This window comes from Streptomyces mangrovisoli, from assembly GCF_000974985.2.
In the GTDB taxonomy this organism is placed as follows: Bacteria; Actinomycetota; Actinomycetes; order Streptomycetales; family Streptomycetaceae; genus Streptomyces; species Streptomyces mangrovisoli.
Genome location: NZ_LAVA02000097.1, coordinates 12,767 through 30,642, shown reverse-complemented (window position 1 = coordinate 30,642; position 17,876 = coordinate 12,767). Strand labels below are relative to the sequence as shown.

Sequence of the window (17,876 nt, the reverse complement as noted above, 5' to 3'; positions counted from 1 at the left end):
CGCTGGAGAACCGCATGCTCGGCACCGCCTTCCGTACCGGATCGCCCAACTGGCTCGACCTCGGCAGTCCCGACACCGGCGCGGCCGCCGCCTTCTACGGGGCGGTCTTCGGATGGGAGTTCGTCTCCGCGGGACCCGAGGCGGGCGGCTACGGCTTCTTCCGGACCGGTGGCAAGACGGTGGCCGCGCTGGGGCAACTCACCGAGGAGGGCGCGCGCTCCGCGTGGATGGTGCACTTCCAGAGCCCCGACGCGCAGGCCACCGCCGAGGCCGTGCGAGCCGGGGGAGGAACCGTGCGGATGGAGCCCATGGATGTCATGGGCGAGGGCTGGCTCGCCCAGTTCACCGACCCGCAGGGCGCGCAGTTCGCCACCTGGCAGCCCGGGAAGACCGGCGGGCTGGAGACGGCCTCGGAGGCGAACACCCTGGTGTGGGTGGAGCTCCACGTACCGGACCCGGTCGCCGCGATCCGCTTTTACGCCGGGGTGTACGGCTGGCGGTACAGCGAGATGCAGACCCCGGGGATGACGTACCGGGTGCTCAGCATCGGCGAGGGAGACCAACAGGAGGGGTCCTTCGGCGGCGTCGCGCCGCAGGGCGGGGGCGACGGGTCGGCTACGGTGCCCTGCTGGGTGCCGTACTTCCACGTGACGGACGTCGACGCCACCGTCGCGAAGGTCGAGAGCGGCGGTGGCGCCGTGGTGATGCCGGCGGCGGACGTTCCCGAGGTCGGCCGGATCGCGTGGGCCTCCGACCCGGCAGGGGCGGTGTTCGCCCTGCTGAAGCCGGACCCGCGGATGTAGACCGGTTCCGTCCGGACCCGCGGATGTGGTCCGGTCCTGTCGGACGCTTCCGCCCAGTCCCGCCCGGTCCCGCTCGGTCTCGTCGGGCGACGAGGTCGGGCGGTTGCGTCCGGTCCCGTCGGGCGACGACTCGATTTCCTCGAAGTCCCTTCGTGTGCAGGTGAGTTGTCGGGGGGGGCGACCCGCGCTCGCCGTACGCCGCCCGCTAGCATCTGTGCGCATGACGGGACGGGGTTGGCGGCTGGGCGCCGTAGTGGTGCTGGCGGCGATCTGTGTCTCCGGCGCGGGAGGGCCCGGCGTCGTTCGTACGGCGTCCGACCTCGGCCCCCTGCCTGCCGACCGCTACGACTTCACACCGCGGGACTACCAACGATCGGAGCAGGCGCAGGCGTTGCTGGTCCGGCAGTGCATGGCCGGACGTGGCCACCCGCACTTCCCGCTCGACCCCCGCTACCCCGTCGACCCGATCGTCTCCACGGCCGTCGGAACGGAATACGGCGCCCTGGATCTCGCCGCCGCGCGCCGCTGGGGCTACGGCTGGGACCCGGCAAAGCCCCTCGCCTCCCAGCCGGAGGGTCGCCGTATGACCCAAGCCGAATACGCGGACTTCCCCGCCTGCAGCGCCGACGCGAGCCGCAGTCTGATGCACGGCATCGACGCGAAGCGGGACTGGCTCTACGCGAGCACGCGGACCCCCGAGGTCGACAAGGCGGTCGAGCGCGACCCGCGCCTGCGCGACGCGTGGGACGCGTGGTCCCGCTGTGTGGCGGAGCAAGGCCTCACGCGCTATCCCGACCCGGTCGCCGCGTTCACCGACACCGCCTGGCACCGGGGCAGCGACGGCAACACCCGGCATACGGAACGTGAGCGCTCCACCGCCGTCGCGGACGTCACCTGCAAACGCCGCCTGCACACGGCCGAGACCTGGCACACCGTGCGGGCGCGGGAGGAGGCCGCGGACATCGCACGACACCGCGCCCGCTACGCCGCCGGACTGCGGGCGCTGCGAACGTACCGGGCCACTGTCGCCGGGGTGCTGCGCAGGCTCGGCTAGCGGGGCGCCGACGCGGCGCCTGGAGACCCCGTACCCGGTGGGTCCGACCCGGTGTCCGGTGGGCCCGCGGTCGCCCGGAAGGCGGCTCGACTACCGGTTGTCGGCGAGCGGGTTCATGCTGGTCAAAGCGGCCCGGTTCGTCGAGCGGTCCCCGTGACGCACGGAGCGCTCGGGTGACCGGGCGGGGGACAGCGTGCGCCCGGTCCACCCCGGCGGGCGCCACCAGGTTCCGGAGGGCGTCATGAGCTCACCATCCGTCCCGCCGCCCGCGCCGCTGCCCCCACTGGGCCCCGGCGCCACGGACAAGGGCCTCAAGGGCGGCGCCCTCGGCCTCTTCTCCAGCACGGTGATCGGGCTGGCCTCGACGGCCCCCGCCTACAGCCTCGCGGCGACCCTCGGCGTCATCGTCGGGATCGTGGGCTTCCAGTCACCGATCGTGGTCATCCTCGCGTTCGTCCCGATGTTCCTCATCGCCTACGGCTACAAGGAACTGAACCGGGCCGACCCGGACTGCGGCACCACGTTCACCTGGGCGGCGCGCGCCTTCGGCCCCCGTACCGGCTGGCTGGGCGGCTGGGGCATCGTCGCGGCCGACATCATCGTCATGGCGAATCTCGCGCAGATCGCCGGCGCGTACGGCTTCCAGCTCATCGGCGCGGACGGGCTGGCGCAGAACACCTTCTGGGTCACCTTCGTCGGCGTCCTGTGGATCGCCCTGATGACCCTGATCTGCTACATCGGCATCGAGCTGTCGGCCAACCTCCAGAAGGCACTGCTCACCATCGAGGTCGTGGTGCTGTTCCTGCTGTCGATCACCGCGCTGGTCAAGGTGTACGGCGGCACGGCGCCGGGCGTCTCCTCGGAGATCTCGTGGTCGTGGTTCAACCCCTTCGAGATCAATTCCTTCGACGACCTGACCAAGAGCATCCTCGCCGGAGTGTTCATCTACTGGGGCTGGGACACCGCGGTGTCCGTGAACGAGGAGACCGCCGACCGCGACCGGACGCCCGGGCGCGCCGCCGTCATCTCCACCGTCATCCTGCTGCTCGTCTACGTCATGGTCACCACGTCCGCGCAGGCCTTCGCGGGGGTGGGCGACAAGGGCATCGGCCTCGGCAACCCGGACAACTCGGGAGACGTCCTGTCCAGCCTCGGAGCCGAGGTCTTCGGCACCGGCGGCTGGGGCACGGTCGCCACCAAGCTCCTGATCGTCATGGTCCTCACCTCGGCGGCGGCCTCCACCCAGACGACGATCCTGCCCACCGCCCGCACCACGTTGTCGATGGCGGCGTTCAAGGCCATCCCGCAGCGCTTCGCCCGTATCCACCCCCGGTTCCTCACCCCGACCTGGTCGACGGTGGGCATGGGCCTGGCCTCGATCGTCTTCTACGTGATCCTGACCCGGGTGAGCGAGAACGTCCTGGCCGACTCCATCGGATCGGTCGGCCTGATGATCGCCTTCTACTACGGCCTCACGGGCTTCGCCTGCGTCTGGTACTACCGCAAGGTCCTGACCCGCAGCGCCCACGACCTGTGGACACGCGGCATCATGCCGGGCCTGGGCGGAGTGATGCTGCTGTACTTCTTCGTCAACGCCTGCTTCGTGTACGCCGCCGCCGACTACGGCAGCACCTCGTGGACCCTGCCGTTCCCGCCGCACCGGCAGCTCGGCGGCGTCTTCGTCACCGGCATCGGCGCCCTCCTCCTCGGAGCCGTCCTGATGTTCGCGTACAGCGCCTTCCGCCCGTCGTACTTCCGCAAGGACACGATCCCCGTCTCCTCCCACGACCGGGAAGGGCATTGAACGGACAGCACCCGTGGTGCGGAGTGGGATGATCGTGTCCCGCCCGCGTACACGTGGCGAAACGCTCTGTACCGGGTCACCGGTGACCGACGAGGAAGACGAAGACCGATGACGTTGAAGGTGGGCCAACGGGTGCGGCTGGCGACGGATCTGCGGCTCGCGGGCGCGGTGGCCCCGGTCGACCCCGCGGGAGAGCCCCAGGTCGACCTCGCCGGAGCGCCCCCGGTGGGGCCGGCCGTCTCCGTGGCCCTGGCAGCGGGCGTCGAGGGCGTCGTCGAGCGTGTGGACGAGCATCAGCGCGAGCAGAGCCACGAGGTCCGCGAGTACCTGCGCCTGAAGTCGCTCCTCGACGACTACGGCCCCCAGATGCCGCCGGCGAGCAGAAAGCAGGCGGAGCAGCAGGTGGGGGACCTGGAAGCGGACTGGGTCGCCCATCAGCGACACATGCTCCGCGCCACCGTCCGCGTCCGGCTCGACAACGGGTTCATCCTCGACGACGCCCCCGAGGAGGTCTTCGCCGGCGCCTGACCGGCCGTCGTACGACAGCGAGGTGGTGCGCCGTCCGTCCGCTCACCGCCCCGGCTGCCCGAGCCGCCGTCACGGAGTGCGCCCCTGCGTCGGGCCCGCGTTGTCAGTGGTGGCTGCGAGTGTGTACGTCATGAACGGTGACGAGCAGCTGTTGAGGGGCCGGGTCTACGGCCGCGACCACGACGCCCCCGACCCGGGCCCGCTTCCGCACCGCACCTACGCCGTACTGGTCGGAGGGCCGCTGGACGGCCTGCTGCTCGACATCCACGACTGGCGGGCCGAGGAGATCGACGCGGGCGCCGCCCTGTCCACCGAGTTGTCGCAGTGGCCCGGTGGCCGCGCCCTGTACGACCCGCGTCCCGGTGAACCCCGCCCGACCGGCCCGGGGGTGATCTGCCGCTTCTACCACTCCGGAGACACGCCCTGACCCCCTGACCTGGAGGGGGGAGGGGGAGCGCCACGGGGAACCCTGGTCGACGGTGCGGGGCAAGGGGAACGCGACCGGCGGTCAGTTTGCCGAATCGTCCAGCTGTGCCTTTTTCGCGCGAGGAGACTCGTTCCAGGCGGATGGGAATACTCGGACAGGGGGCACCGCGCTGACGGCTTCGGCCGCGTGCCGGGAGAGCCGAGAGACAACAAGGGGGGACCGTGGGACAGACCGGCAGGTGGGTGGCGGCGGTCGCGGTCACAGTCGCCGCGTTCGGCGCGGCGACATGGCTGTGCGGGGCGCTGATCCTGGCGACGGCGATCCATGACGACGCCACCCGATGGGGCCTGGCGTGCGGAGCGGGCTCCGCGGTGGCGGCCCTGGCGGGCATGGGCGGCTACGGGTACGCCACCGGCGGGCGGCAGACGGCCACAGCCGCCGCGGAATCCGTCACGGCGTCGGGCGAGCGATCGGTGGCGATCGGCGGGAACAGCCACGGAACGATCATCACGGGCGACGGCACCACCATCGCGGCACCGGCCGGTCCCGGCCCCGCCCCGACCGGCCCCCCGGCGGCGCCGCAGCCCCCGCCCGGCGGGACGGCCGCGACCGGGAACCGGGCGGTGGCCATCGGCGGGGACAACCGCGGCACCGTCAGCACCGGCGACGGCGACGGCGGAAACGCGGGAGCCACCCCGTGAAACGGTGGTTCCGCCGGCGTCACGCCGACCACCGCAAGCCGGACCCCTCGGCGCTGGGGGCGCGCACTCCCGCGCAACGGCAGCCGCAGCCGCAAGCTCAGCCGGAGCCGCAAGCTCAGCCGGAGGAGTCGGAGTCGGATCGGGATCGGCACTCGCAGCCGCAGCCGCAGCCGCAGCCGCAGCCGCAGGCTTCCGGCGCTCGGTCGATCGTCGTCGACGGCGACAACTACGGAACCAACATCACCGGGGACCACGCCCGGGTGGTGACCATCCCGCTCCGCCCGATGGCGGAGATCGCCACCCCCCAGGGTCTGGACCACAACTTCCCCCACCGCAGACCTCTCATCGGCCGGAGCGCCGAACTCGCGCGGCTCGACGAGGCGCTGGCAGGTCCGGGCGGCACAGTGATCCAGGCCGTGCACGGCCTGGGCGGCGTCGGCAAGAGCGCCCTGGCCATCCATTGGGCCACCACGCGCGCACGGGGGCACACGCCGATCCGCTGGATCGACGCCGGCACAGCCGACTCGATCCAGCGGGACCTGGCCCAGTTGGCCGTCGAACTGCAACCCGCGCTCCGCCAGGCAGCACTCGGCGACGACGAACTCGTCAAGCAGGCCCTGCAATGGCTGGCCACGCACAACGGCTGGCTCCTCGTCCTCGACAACGTGGACCGGGTCCAGGACATCGAGCCGCTGCTCGCCCGAGCCCCCAACGGCCGCTTCCTCATCACCAGCAGGCTCACCCTCGGCTGGCCGCGCTCCGCCACCGTCATCCGCCTCGACGTCCTGAGCGAGAGCGAGTCCCTGACCCTGCTCACCTCCCACGCCTGCGCCCGCGGACCGCGGGACATGGACGGTGCGGCCGACCTGTGCGCGGAACTCGGCCACCTGCCCCTGGCGCTCGAACAGGCCGGCGCCTACCTGGCCCAGACCCCCGGGCTCACCCCCCGCGGCTACCTCGCCCTCCTCGCCCGCTATCCGGCCACCATGCTCGACGAGCCCGCGCTCACGCCCTCCGAGGTGACGATCGCCCGCGTCTGGCGCCTGACCCTCGACACCATCGCCGGGCAACGCCCTCTGGCCACCCACCTGCTGCGGGTCCTCGCCTGGTACGCCCCCGACCGCATTCCCTTCGAGCTCCTGGAGCGGGCGGGCACTTTGCCCGCCGTGCACGGCGCACTCGGCCTGCTCACCGCCTACAGCATGACCACCGAAGACCCTGCCACCAGCACCCTGTCCGTCCACCGCCTCGTCCAGACCCTCGCCCGTACCCCCGACGACCCCGCCGATCCGGACGACCACCGGCCGGCCGGGAAGGAGCCGGACCCCCACCGCGAGCCCGGCCTCATCGACCGGGCCAGGAACGACGCGACCGCCCTCCTGCTCGCCATGTTGCCCGACACGTGGGACACCCCGCTGACTGGCCGGCCTGGCGGACGCTGCTCCCGCACGTCGACGCCGTGGCCGAGCACTCCGCCCGCCGGCACGACACCCACGCCACCGCCGCAGTCCTCGCCCGTACGGCGCACTATCTCGGAGGCCAGGGACAGACCGCACACGCCATCCGTCACTTCGAGCGCGCCGCAGAAGCAGCCCGGCGGGTGGACGGCGACGACCACCCGGACACTCTGGCCGTCCGGGTCGGCCTCGCGGGCGCCTACCGGGCGTCGGGCAGTCTGGGCCGGGCCGTCCCGTTGTACGAGGAGACCCTGGAGGTTGCCCGGCGGGTGCGCGGTGACGAGCACCCCGACACGCTGGCCCTGCGGAGCAACCTCGCAGGCGCTTACCGGGCGTCGGGGAGCTTGGGGCGGGCCATCCCGTTGTACGAACAGACGCTGGACATCGCTCGCCGGGTGCAGGGCGACGACCACCCCGACACGCCGGTGGCCCGGAACAACCTGGCCGTCGCCTACGAGGCGGCGGGGGATCTGGGCCGTGCGATCCCGCTGTACGAGCAGGTGCTCGAAGACCGGCGGAGGCTCCTGGGCGAGGACCATCTGAACACCCTGACGTCCCGGAACAATCTGGCCCACGCGTTACAGGCAGCGGGGGACGTGGCCGGGGTGATCCCTCTGTACGACGAGAACCTGGAAGCGAGCGTGCGGGTCCTGGGAGCCGACCATCCGACCGCACTGACCTCGCGGAACAACCTCGCCTTCGCCCACAAGACGGCGGGGGATCTGGGCCGTGCGATCCCGCTGTACGAGCAGACGCTGGCCGACCGGCAGCGGGTTCTCGGCGACGACCATCCCGACACGCTGACCTCCCGGCACAACCTCGCCAGCGCCTACGAGGACGCGGGACAAGTGGCCCGGGCACTCACGCTGTACGAGCAGAACCTGCAAGCCGCTCGGCGGGTCCTCGGCGACGATCACCCGAACACCCTCACCATGCGACATGGCCTGGCCTACGCCCACGAGACGGCGGGGAATCTGGGCCGGGCGATCCCGCTGTACGAACACGTGCTCGCGGACCGGCAGCGGCTCCTGGGCGACGACCATCCCGACACGCTGACCTCCCGCAACAACCTGGCCGGCGCCTACGAGACGGCGGGGGACGCGGCCAGGGCGATCCCCCTGTACGAGCAGGTGCTGGCCGACCGGCAACGTGTCCTGGGCCACGACCACCCCGACACGCTCACGTCGTGGAACAACCTGGCCTACGCCTTCGACGCGGCGGGGGATCCCGGTCGGGCGATCCCGCTGTTCGAGCAGACGCTGGCCGACCGGCTACGGATTCTGGGCGACGACCATCCCGATACGCTGGCCTCCCGCAACAACCTGGCCTACGCCTACAAGGCGGCGGGGGATGTGGCCAGGGCGATCCCGCTGCACGAACAGAACGTGGCGGCCAGCCTGCGAGTGCTGGGCGCGGACCATCCCAACACGCTGACCTTCCGCAACAACCTGGCCGGTGCCTACAGGTCAGCAGAGGATCTGGGCCGGGCGATCCCGCTGTACGAGCAGACGCTGGCCGACCGGCAGCGGCTCCTGGGCGACGACCACCCGGACACGCTCACGTCGTGGATCAACCTGGCCGGCGCGTACGGAGCGGCGGGTGATGTGGCCAGGGCGATCGAGCTGTACGAGCAGAACGTGACAGCGAGCGTGCGCGTTCTGGGCGACGACCACCCCATTACCCTCGCCTCCCGCAACAACCTGGCCGACGCCTACGAGACGGATGGGAACACCGTCCAGGCGATCCGGCTGTTCGAGCGGGTGCTCGCTGACCGGCAGCGGCTCCTGGGCGGCGACCACCCCACGACCTCGGCTTCCCGGAACGACTTGGCCGGCGCCCTCGAGACGGCAGGGGAGGCGGCCGCGGCAATCCCGCTGCGCGAGCAGAACGTGGAAGCCAGCATGCGGATCCTGGGCGCGGACCATCCGGAGACCCTGGCTCATATGAACTACCTCTTCGTCGCCTGCCGGTTGGCCGGGGACGTGGTCCGGGCGATTCACGTGTGCGAGCAGAATCTGCGAGCGAGCGTACGGATCTTGGGCGACGACCACCCCGACACGCTGACGATCCGGGGCAACCTCGCCGACACCTACGAGGTGGCGGGAGACGTGGCCCGGGCGATCCCGCTCTACGCGCAGAACGTGGAAGCGGGCACGCGGATCCTCGGCAGTGACCACCCGCGGTCCCTGGAGTGCCGAAGCCTTCTCGCGAACGCCTACGAGACGGCGGGCGACCCGGCCGCGGCCATCCCGCTCCACCGACAGAACCTGGAAGTGAGCGCGTTGTTGCTGGGCGAGGACCACCCCGTCACCCAGGCCTTCGACGACAGGCTCGCACAGGCCCGTCGGGCGATGGGCAACCCGGATTAGGCCTGGTTGTCGGGCAGAGCCAACGTGGCCCCGCGTCGGGATGCGGGGCAAGGCGGGGCCGCGTCGGGACGCGGCCCCGCCGATAGGGGAGGGGTGACAGGTCAGCGGTCCTGGCTGAGGGCGTAGAGCTCGCCCAGGAGGCTTCCCTCGGTGGTGACGAGGGCGTCGAAGGTGCCCTCCTCACGGATGAGGCCCTTTTCGAGGACGATGACCCGGTCGGCCATCCGCACGTTGTCCAGGCGGTGCGTGACGACGACCGTGATCCGGTCCGGGGCCATCTCGCGCAGCTTGCGGAAGATCAGGTGCTCGCCGCGGGCGTCCATCTCGCTGGTCGGCTCGTCCAGGACGAGCACGGCCGGTTCCCGGTACATCGCCCGCGCGCAGGCCAGGCGTTGCCACTGTCCGCCGGACAGTTCGTGCCCGCCCCACACCGAGCGGGCCAGCAGGGTGTCGAGCTGGTGCGGGAGCCCTTCGAGGGCCTCGGTCATGCCGACGCGAGTGGCGGCGTCCCAGATCCGGTCGTCGCTGTGTTCGCGGGGCTGGCCGAGGGTGATGTTCTCCCGGGCGCGCAGCGGCCAGTGCCCGTTCTTCTGGGGGACGAGACCGACGTGCTGCCACACCGATTCCGCGTCGGCGGTCGCGAGGTCGGTGTCGTCCCACCGTACGGTTCCGCCGGTCGGCACCGTCAGTCCGGTGAGCATGCGGATCAGCGTCGACTTGCCGGCGCCGTTCTCGCCGACCAGCGCGACGACCTCGCCGCGGTTGAGGGTGAGGGTGATCGGGTGCAGGGCCGGGGCCTCCTTCTCCGGATAGGTGAACTCGGCCTCGCACAGGCGGATCTGCTGCGGCGCCTTGGCCTGGACGGTGCCGCGTGCGGTCGTCATGGAGCGGACCTCGTCGACGAAGGCGTGGTAGTCGCTGAGGTAGAGGCCGTGGTGGAACATGACGGCGCCGTACCGCACGATCGAGTTGAGGGCGCGTCCGGCTGTCTGCGAGGCGACGATGGCGGTGCCCGCGATCGCGGTGGACATGGCGCCCGAGAGGGCGAGCGCGGCCAGCGCCGCCCACATGCCGAACGTGAAGAGTCCCGCCAGGGATGCCGCGAGGAGCGTCACGAGCAAGTACGGGCGCGCTCCTTCGAGTTCGCGTCCCTCGACGCGGTCGCACATCGTCCGGTACCACGCGTGCAGGTAGGGGCGCATGGTGTTGGCGCGCAGTTCGTCGGCGAGCTCGGAGGTGGTGAGCCACCAGCGCATCATGCCGCGCACCGTGCGGGCGGAGACGGTGCGGTCGTGCACGCGGTAGTCGATGCGCGCGGCGATCACCCCGCCCAGCCCGCGCGGGACCACCGACAGCAGCAGCACGCCCAGGAGCAGGGGATGGAGCGAGGTGAGGACAGTCGCCGCGGACACCAGCTGGACGAGTCCGTTGGTGAGGGTCTTGGCGTCGTCCGCGAGATCGACCGCGCGCAGGGCGCCGGTCTCCGCGGCCTGGCTCCGGTCGGTGAACCCGTGGGTGTCGTAGGCGGACAGCTCGGCTCTCATGTGCAGGTCGACCAGGGTGAGATCGGCGGCGGACGCGATCTTCGGGTTGAGGCGTCGGGTCGCCCAGTCCGCGAGGATCCACATCCCGGCCCCGGTCGCCATCGCGGCGACCGCGACGGCCAGCGACGGCCACGCCGCCCGCAGCCCGGTCCGGGCGTCGGAGGTGGCGAGGTGCGGCAGCGCCTTGGAGACCGCGGTGAGCATGACCGCGGTGCCGAGGCCGGACAGCAGCTGGCACAGGAGGATCGTGATCGTCATACGGCGGTCGACGGACCAGGCGAGCCGGGCCGTCTGGGCGAGCGCGGTCGGGATCCGGCGTGCCATGTCGCGCAGGCTGGCGTCGTCCATGGCGCGGCGGTGCTTGCGCCCGTGGTAGTCGAGCTCGACGGGGGCCGTGGGCCGCGGATCCGCCGTGCGTGCGGCGGGAACGGCCGGGGTTCCCCCGGCAGTGGACGGGGAGTGCGGTACGGCTGCCGGTGCCGGCTGCCGGTTGGTGATGCGGGGGAACCTCACGCGAACACCCCCGTCATCAGCCGGTCCAGGGTGCGCCGCCCGCGCGCGGCGACCAGCGGGTCGCCGTACGCCTCGCCCCAGTTGAGGGCCTTCACCGCGTCCAGGCCGGACAGACACGTCAGTGCGTGCTGCTCCCGCGCCGTCAGCTCGCGGCCGTATCCGCCCAGGAAGGCGGTGCGCAGCCGGGGTCGGTCGACCCACACCTCACAGGACATGACGACGAACTCCTCGACGACGGGGGCGAATCGGGACCGTTCGAAGTCGATCCAGGCCGCGTACCGCGACCAGAGCAGGTTTCTCGGCCGGGCGTCGCCGTGGAGGAACCCGAGCGGCACCGGGCCGGCCTCGGCCAGCCGGCCGGCGAGTCGGCGTACCAGGGCGTGTTCCGCCGCGGTCAGCCGGTCACCGGCCTTCTCCAGATGCCGGTACGCGCCCTCGGCCGCGGCGCGCAGCGCACCTTCGGCCTCGGTGCGTCGGTGGCCGGTGAGGTCGCCGGCCGCGTGCAGCCGGGCCAGGAGCATGCCGCCCTGGCGGTGTGCCTCGTGCTCGGCGGCCGCCGTGAGGGGGAGTCGGCTCACCGGGCTGCCGGACACGGCGGTCGTCAGCAGCGCGAGGTGTTCGGCGCTGGAGGCGCGCAGGTGGGGTGCGTGGCCGGCGCCCAGCGCGGGCGCCGCGTGCCGCAGGGCGAACGTCTCGCGCTCGTAGGCGCGCGCCGTGGGGGAGACCTTCAGATAGAACCGGCAGTCGTTGCCGCCGACGAGCTCCCAGACCCGGGAGTTCTCCCGTGGGTGCGAGGCGTCCCGGACCTCGGTGACGCCCCCGGTCTCGCGCTCGGCCCAGCGGCGCAGCACCGTGGGCAGTGCCTTCGCGTCGCTCATGCCCCCCACCTCGGTGACGGTCGTGATGCGGATGCGAACGGGGCGCGGCGCGCGTCCGCCGGACGCTGGAACACCGCGGGCTTGACGGTCCGGGCGGGGGGATTTTCGAACGCGGGGTGGGCGGCAGGGAGCGTACGGACAGGATTCACGGTTTCTCCTCGGTAGGGATCGGTGGGAGCACCCCGTACAACGTGGCTGTTCACGGGGCGGATACGGGACGGAGCGGGCGACGGGTCGAGCGCAGGTGCGAGATGTGGCGCCGTGGTCAAGAGCGGTCGGCGCCCTGGTCCGTTCGATTCACTCGTCAAGGGGACAGTGGCGAGGGCGTGACCCGAGTGGGGGATTGCGTGCGTGTGTGGGAAGCACCGGTCTCCTCGGTGAGGCGTGATGAGGCTGCGTGGTCAGGCGTGTTCGGGCGCGGTCAGGCGCGAGGGGACTGCGAGACGGAACCCTCGGTCACGCCACTGACAACCGGGCGGGGGCGAGATCGGGATCCGGACAATCCGAACACCCCTCCCGGTATCGGGGAGCCGCCCGCGGGCGAGCCGGATGGCCTGGGACGGAGCCGGAAGAAAGGATTCTCGAACCGGCCCGTGGATGCCCGGAGTTGAGGGGCCGACGAGATGACTTGAATTGGCCCGCTGCGTGGGTCCGCGTGGGTGAGGTCCGCGGTCGCGGACCGTGCGCGGGCGGACCGGCGGCTATCGTCGGGGCCTTCGGCGGACGTGCGGCGGATGGTGCTGCCCCGTGCGCGCGGCTACTGGCCGGCCGGTATCCGGCGGGACCCCGCGAGACGGACCACCCGCTGCTCGACGCCGTCACCATCCAGGGCCTGACCCGGCAACTGGGCAAGGCGCAGGGCCTGGACATCAACTACCGGACGGGCGGCGCCGTCCGCCACGCCACCGACAGGAAGGCCGGAGCCGCTGTACGCGCGGAGGCTGCCGCCAGGGCCCCGGGTGCGACGGCCGCCCCGGGGGCTTTTGCGGATACGGCTCCGGCCCCCTCCCTGTGACGTCGGGGAGGGGGCCGGAGAAGCGGGCCGTGGGGATCATGCCCGGGAACGGTGCGGAGCGGGCGGACTTGGTCAGCCGCGCAGCACACGCCCCTGCTTGTCGGTGCGGTCGTTGCTGGTGAGGAAGAGGATGCCGTCGATCAGCGCCCAGACGCCGAGGCCGCCGCAGGTGAAGAGCTGGGCGATGGCCACGCCGGTGCTGCCGACGTAGAAGCGGCCGGCGCCGAAGCCGCCCAGGAAGATCTGCAGGATGCCCGCGACGACCTTGGACTTGTCGGAGTAGGGGCGGCCGGCCGGGTCGACGCCGTAGGGGGCCTCAGGGGTGGGGACGGTCATGGAAATTGCTCCTGGCGATACCGTGAGAAATCACAAAGACCCGGAGCGTACGTGCTCCGGACCGGATGAGCGCAGGAGGGAGCTCACCGCGAAGCACGCAACAGCCATCCCCCTGTGAGTGGAGACTTTACGGAGCCATGAAGGGCGGATGGGAGTTGCGTCGAACTATTGTTCCCGTTCCGTGATCATTTGCAGGCGGCGCCCGGTCAAGTCGGGTCTCGGCGCGCCGCATCAGCCGCCGGAGCCCTCCTCGCGGGCGCGTGGCCTACACGACGTTGCGGGCTACGGTCCATGCCACGGCGAGCGCCAGAACGAGAACCTGCGCGCGGCCGCTCAGCCGGGGCTGCCAGCGACGCCCTCGCAGGCCTTCCACCATCCAGCGCCCCAACAGGGCCAGCGCGTAGGGCGACACGAGCAACAGGGCTCTGTTGTCCAGCCAGGCCGCGGCCCAGTGACCGTGCATCAGGTCGTACACCATGCGGGTGCCGCCGCAGGCGGGACAGAGCAGGCCGGTGACGAGCCGGAACGGACACTGGGGCAGGACGTGTCCGGGCTGGTGCGGATCGGTGACGTAGAGATACCCGGCGCCCGCCGCGCCGGCGGCGAGCACCGCGAGGGGTGCCGCCGTCGGATGCCGGAGCAGCGACCAAGGGCGCGACAGGGCGTCAGCCACGCAGGATCCGGCCCTGGGCATCGGTCTGGTTGTCGCTGGTCAGCATGATGATGCCGTCGACGAGCGCCCAGATGCCGAAGCCGCCGCAGGTGAAGAGCTGGGCCAGGCCTATGCCTACGTTGCCGATGTAGAAGCGTCCGACGCCGAGGCCGCCGAGGAGCAGTTGCAGCACCCCCGCCACGATCTTCGACTTGTCGGAGTACGGGCGGCCGAACCGGTCGTATCCGTAAGGGGCGTTGGGGTCCCCGGTGTAGGTGCCGGGCGGCACGGGACCGCCGGGGTACCCGTACGGCCCGGGGGGCTGCTGGGCGTACCCGTACGCGCCCGGGGGCTGCTGGGCGTACCCGTAACCCCCGGGCGGCTGCTGGGGATATCCGTAGCCGCCGGGGTCCGGCCCGTAGGGGTGCGTTCCGTAGGGACCCGGCTGCGGCTGTTGCGGCTGCGGCTGCTGGGGCTGCTCGCTCAAGGGGACTGCTCCTGGGGCCGGCGCGGGTGAACCGCGAAGACGTGAAGAGATGATCAGGTCGGACATCATGCACGAGAAGCGGGGCGCTGTGGGAGTCGGGGCGCGTGCTTGCCCCCCTTGGTCCGTTGTGCGCGGCTCCCGTCATGCCTCCGCATAGGGGGAGCGGGCCGGCGGCGTTTCGGTTCCCGGCTCGCACCGGTGCTGCATGGAATGGGTCGCGGCGAGGAGGCTGGGTATGTCGGTGACGGCGCTTCGGCTGATCGTGTGGCGGCCGCAGGCGGCGCACCGGACGCCGAGGTGGACCCGCTCGCCGGACACGGCGACCAGGAGGATGCGCTCCCCTCGGGTGTCGGTGATCTCGGCGGTGGGGTGCGGTCCGTCGGGGAGCCCCGCTGTGCCGTTCCGGTTCGTGAGGGGGGTGCGGCCCTCGCGCAGGAGGTCCAGTCGGCTCGTGAAACCGCCTTCCTCGGACTCGGGGAGGGCCTCGTACCAGGGGCCGTCGCTCCATTCGCCGAGGGAGCCGGTCACGGCGCGGCCGGGCATGGCGGAGGCGATGGCGTCGAGGAGGGGGCGTCCGCGTTCCCGGCGGACCGCGGCTGCCTGGGAGCGTGCCTGGGCGAGAAGGACGGCGCGCTCGGCGGCGTCCTTGCGGCGCTTGCTCAACTCCTGTTCGCGCAGCGTGTCCATGCCGGAGTGGGCGAGGGGTGTGAGGTGTGCCGCGGCGGCGAGGCTCTCGAGATCGGACGTGAGCCGGGTGACGCGTTCGGCGTGGCCGCGTGCGATGTCGCGGGTGAACCGCGCCTTCTGCGAGGCGGGCTGCTCCGGGTTGACGTAGGGCTTCGCCCGGAACCTGGCCATCAGCTCCCCGGCCAGGTCGAAGCCGGGATACGGGTTGGACCTGGAACTCCTGTTGTAGGCGGCGTTGATGGCGGTCCAGTCCTCGGGGAGCACTCCGAAGGGCTTCTCCACGCGTATACGGCGGAAGCCGGTGGGGCCGATCAGCGCGAGGTGGAACAGCCCGGAGACCAGGACAAGAGCCTGGTCGTCGGCGTAGAGGTGGAAGGCGTTGCTCTGGTCGGCCAGCAGGGCGAAGGCCGAGGCGACGACTCCTACCGCGGGAAGCTGCACCAGGACCCACAGGGCAGCCGTCGCCGGGCCCCGGACCGGCCGGTCCGGGGCGAACGGGGCGCCGGTCGCCGCGATGACCTGTCTCTGGCGGCGGTGGCGCGGCAGGGCGAGCAGAAGACGTCCCGCGGCCAGGGCGGCGCCGCCCGCGAAGGCGAGGGCGACGAACCATGCGGCCGCCCAGTCGGCGGTCAGCAGGTCGAGGGTCGCGGCGACGGCGATCAGGCGCAGGACGAGGTTGCGCCGTGCCTGGCGGCCGGCTTCCTTCTGGGCGGCGGAGAGCGCCTCCTGCCACCGGTTCTGGGCCGCTCGCGCGCGGACGGCCTCCTGTTCGGCCGCCTCGGCCGCGGCCCTCTGCTGTTCCTGGGCGTCGAGTCCGTCGGCCTGGCGGAGCAGGGCCGCGTGGTGGGCCTGGGCGCCCTCCAGCTCGGTGGTGGTCCGCTCCCAGTCGCGCAGTGCCCGTTCCCATGCCTCCTGTGCGCGGTCGGCCTCCCGCTCCGCGCGGGCTCTGTCACGCAGTTCCGCCTCGCAGCGCTCGCACGTCGACGAGGCGTCGTGTTCGCACAAGGCGCCGATGTGACTCAACTGGTCCCCTCCGGATGGCCGGCGGCCGAGTCCCGCCTCCTCGAATTCTCCACAGGTGCGGTTCGTGCCGCCGTGACGACAGGTGTCCTCGCCCCGTCGCCCAATCCCTGGATCCGTTGACTGTGCGCAGGTCAGGGGGATGTGACGGGGTGTTGAGAACCCTTGCGCCGCTTGATCGACAACGTTAATGTACCCAGCATCATTCGAGAGATCCAGTGCAGATTTCGTGAAAGAGCGATCTGTCTGGCATGGATTGTGGTAATGGCGACGGCATTTCGGTGTGGACTGACCCCGGGCCGACGTCCTGCCGGGGGTGCGTGATGAAGGTTGCGGGAGCGGTGGTCGATGTCTCCAACGTCTGCTGGTCGGACGCTCTGCCGCCGACGGGGCGGCACTTTCCGCTCCTGGAGCGGGTGTTCCTGGTCCGGGACGCGTGGCACCGGCAGTACGGGCAGCGCGCGCCGCTGACCCTGGTCGCCGACAACTCCCTGCGTCGGCAGCTGTCGGCGGAGGACCAGGAGCGGCTGCGGCGACTGGAACAGGAGGTCGAGCTGCACTTCGCGAAGACGGCCGACCCGACGCTGCTGTCGCTCGCCGAGCGACGCGGCCTGCACGTCATCAGCCGCGACCAGTTCACCGATCTGCGGCGCGACTTCCCGTGGATCGCCTCCGCGCCCGCCCGTTTCCTCGGCTGGCGCACCGAGGCGGGGACGGTGCGCCTGGAGCCGAGCGGCATCCGGCCGGTGTCGGCACAGGTGGTCTCCCGGGCCCTGGAGGGCAAGGATCTGAAATTCCATCAGCGCCTGGACCACCGCAACCCGGTGCACAAGCGCATCCTCGGCCACCACTGGCGCTGTGAGGACGCGGGCTGCCTCAAGGCGCTGATCTGGCCGGACCGGCTCCACGACTGGCCGCTGCTCGACGCCCGTGGCGTCGCGGTGTGCACCGGCTGCAAGGGCGCCGTGCGCCGACTCGGTCCCCGCACCCGCCCCCGCTCCTTCGTCGTCGCCGACGCGCGCACCGGCGACGAGTACCTGCGTTTTCCCGTCGGTGAGGGCGACGCGCTCGAAGTCGGCCGCGGCGAACTGCGCTACGGCATCAACCTGGCCTCCACCGAGGTCGACGCGCCCGCCGACGTCAACCTGGTGAGCCGCCGCCACCTGATGCTGAGCGTGGAGCGGACCTCCGGCAATCCCCGGGTCGGCGTCCTCGACCTCGGCTCGGTCAACGGCACGGTGCTGGAGCGCGCGAATTCGGCGCCCAGGCGCCTCGACGCGGGCGAGTCGGTCACCCTGCGGGAGAAGGACCGGCTGGTGCTCGCCGGCGCCGTGACGCTCCGCCTCTCCGGGCAGCAGCACTTCTCCGACGAGCAGCAGCAGCTTCCGCGCCTGGGGGCCGCCGGCGGCGGCCGGACCCGCATGTTCCTGCCCGAGGACGCGGACACGTCCGGCGTCTGACCCGTCCCGGTCCCTCTTCCTCCGGGCCACCGGCCGGGCCCCGGCCGCGGTGGGGTTCCTCACCCGGTCCACCCGGGTGTCCGACCTGGGCCCGCTTCCTCGGGCCGGTCCGGGGGCCAGGTTCCTGAGCGTCCGGCGGGG

14 protein-coding genes and 1 pseudogene are annotated in these 17,876 nt (G+C 71.9%); 9 read left to right on the top strand and 6 right to left on the bottom strand.

From position 1 onward, the window contains the following. Positions 1-14 precede the first annotated feature (14 nt). The 8 genes and pseudogenes from WN71_RS32600 to WN71_RS40360 all read left to right on the top strand — a co-directional run bounded on the left by WN71_RS32600 (position 15) and on the right by WN71_RS40360 (position 9,143). Entirely contained in the window at positions 15-803 is a 789-nt protein-coding gene (locus WN71_RS32600; RefSeq protein WP_046591953.1) for a VOC family protein, read from the top strand. 220 nt (positions 804-1,023) lie between these two features. Further along, the gene (locus WN71_RS32595; RefSeq protein ID WP_240529846.1) at positions 1,024-1,857 is read left to right on the top strand and encodes a hypothetical protein; all 834 of its coding nucleotides are present in this window, start codon (positions 1,024-1,026) and stop codon (positions 1,855-1,857) included. A gap of 241 nt (positions 1,858-2,098) precedes the next feature. Further along, positions 2,099-3,661, top strand: coding sequence for an APC family permease (locus WN71_RS32590; RefSeq protein ID WP_046591930.1), 1,563 nt, complete (start codon positions 2,099-2,101; stop codon positions 3,659-3,661). A gap of 108 nt (positions 3,662-3,769) precedes the next feature. Beyond that, positions 3,770-4,189 (top strand): hypothetical protein, encoded by a 420-nt coding sequence (locus WN71_RS32585; protein WP_046591931.1) that lies wholly within the window; start codon positions 3,770-3,772, stop codon positions 4,187-4,189. 130 nt (positions 4,190-4,319) lie between these two features. Then, entirely contained in the window at positions 4,320-4,616 is a 297-nt protein-coding gene (locus WN71_RS32580) for a hypothetical protein (protein ID WP_046591932.1), read from the top strand. Between the two features lie 221 nt (positions 4,617-4,837). Continuing rightward, a complete protein-coding gene (locus WN71_RS32575; protein ID WP_071369905.1) occupies positions 4,838-5,317 on the top strand; it encodes a hypothetical protein in 480 nt (159 codons plus the stop codon). A gap of 284 nt (positions 5,318-5,601) precedes the next feature. Then, positions 5,602-6,135: pseudogene (locus tag WN71_RS43000) on the top strand (NB-ARC domain-containing protein); the annotation flags it as partial. 50 nt (positions 6,136-6,185) lie between these two features. Continuing rightward, positions 6,186-9,143 (top strand): tetratricopeptide repeat protein, encoded by a 2,958-nt coding sequence (locus WN71_RS40360; RefSeq protein ID WP_240529845.1) that lies wholly within the window; start codon positions 6,186-6,188, stop codon positions 9,141-9,143. 101 nt (positions 9,144-9,244) lie between these two features. On the opposite strand, the gene WN71_RS32565 is transcribed toward WN71_RS40360, so the two are convergent. The 6 genes from WN71_RS32565 to WN71_RS32540 all read right to left on the bottom strand — a co-directional run bounded on the left by WN71_RS32565 (position 9,245) and on the right by WN71_RS32540 (position 16,278). Further along, positions 9,245-11,011 (bottom strand): ATP-binding cassette domain-containing protein, encoded by a 1,767-nt coding sequence (locus WN71_RS32565; protein WP_240529859.1) that lies wholly within the window; start codon positions 11,009-11,011, stop codon positions 9,245-9,247. Positions 11,012-11,196: 185 nt separating this feature from the next. Continuing rightward, complete coding sequence (locus WN71_RS32560) at positions 11,197-12,078, bottom strand: aminoglycoside phosphotransferase family protein (RefSeq protein ID WP_046592276.1); 882 nt, start codon at positions 12,076-12,078, stop codon at positions 11,197-11,199. 1,087 nt (positions 12,079-13,165) lie between these two features. After that, positions 13,166-13,429: a TM2 domain-containing protein gene (locus WN71_RS32555; RefSeq protein WP_046592275.1), complete on the bottom strand. Its 264-nt coding sequence runs from the start codon at positions 13,427-13,429 to the stop codon at positions 13,166-13,168. A 265-nt stretch (positions 13,430-13,694) separates the two neighbouring features. Further along, a complete protein-coding gene (locus WN71_RS32550; protein WP_240529844.1) occupies positions 13,695-14,102 on the bottom strand; it encodes a DUF2752 domain-containing protein in 408 nt (135 codons plus the stop codon). Continuing rightward, complete coding sequence (locus WN71_RS32545) at positions 14,095-14,568, bottom strand: NINE protein (protein ID WP_046592273.1); 474 nt, start codon at positions 14,566-14,568, stop codon at positions 14,095-14,097. The genes WN71_RS32550 and WN71_RS32545 overlap by 8 nt, the downstream gene beginning before the upstream one ends. A 141-nt stretch (positions 14,569-14,709) precedes the next feature. Next, positions 14,710-16,278 (bottom strand): coiled-coil domain-containing protein, encoded by a 1,569-nt coding sequence (locus WN71_RS32540; RefSeq protein ID WP_046592272.1) that lies wholly within the window; start codon positions 16,276-16,278, stop codon positions 14,710-14,712. A gap of 320 nt (positions 16,279-16,598) precedes the next feature. Between WN71_RS32540 and WN71_RS32535 the strand changes: the two genes are divergently transcribed. Further along, positions 16,599-17,735 (top strand): FHA domain-containing protein, encoded by a 1,137-nt coding sequence (locus tag WN71_RS32535; protein ID WP_143074899.1) that lies wholly within the window; start codon positions 16,599-16,601, stop codon positions 17,733-17,735. The last annotated feature ends 141 nt before the right edge of the window (positions 17,736-17,876 follow it).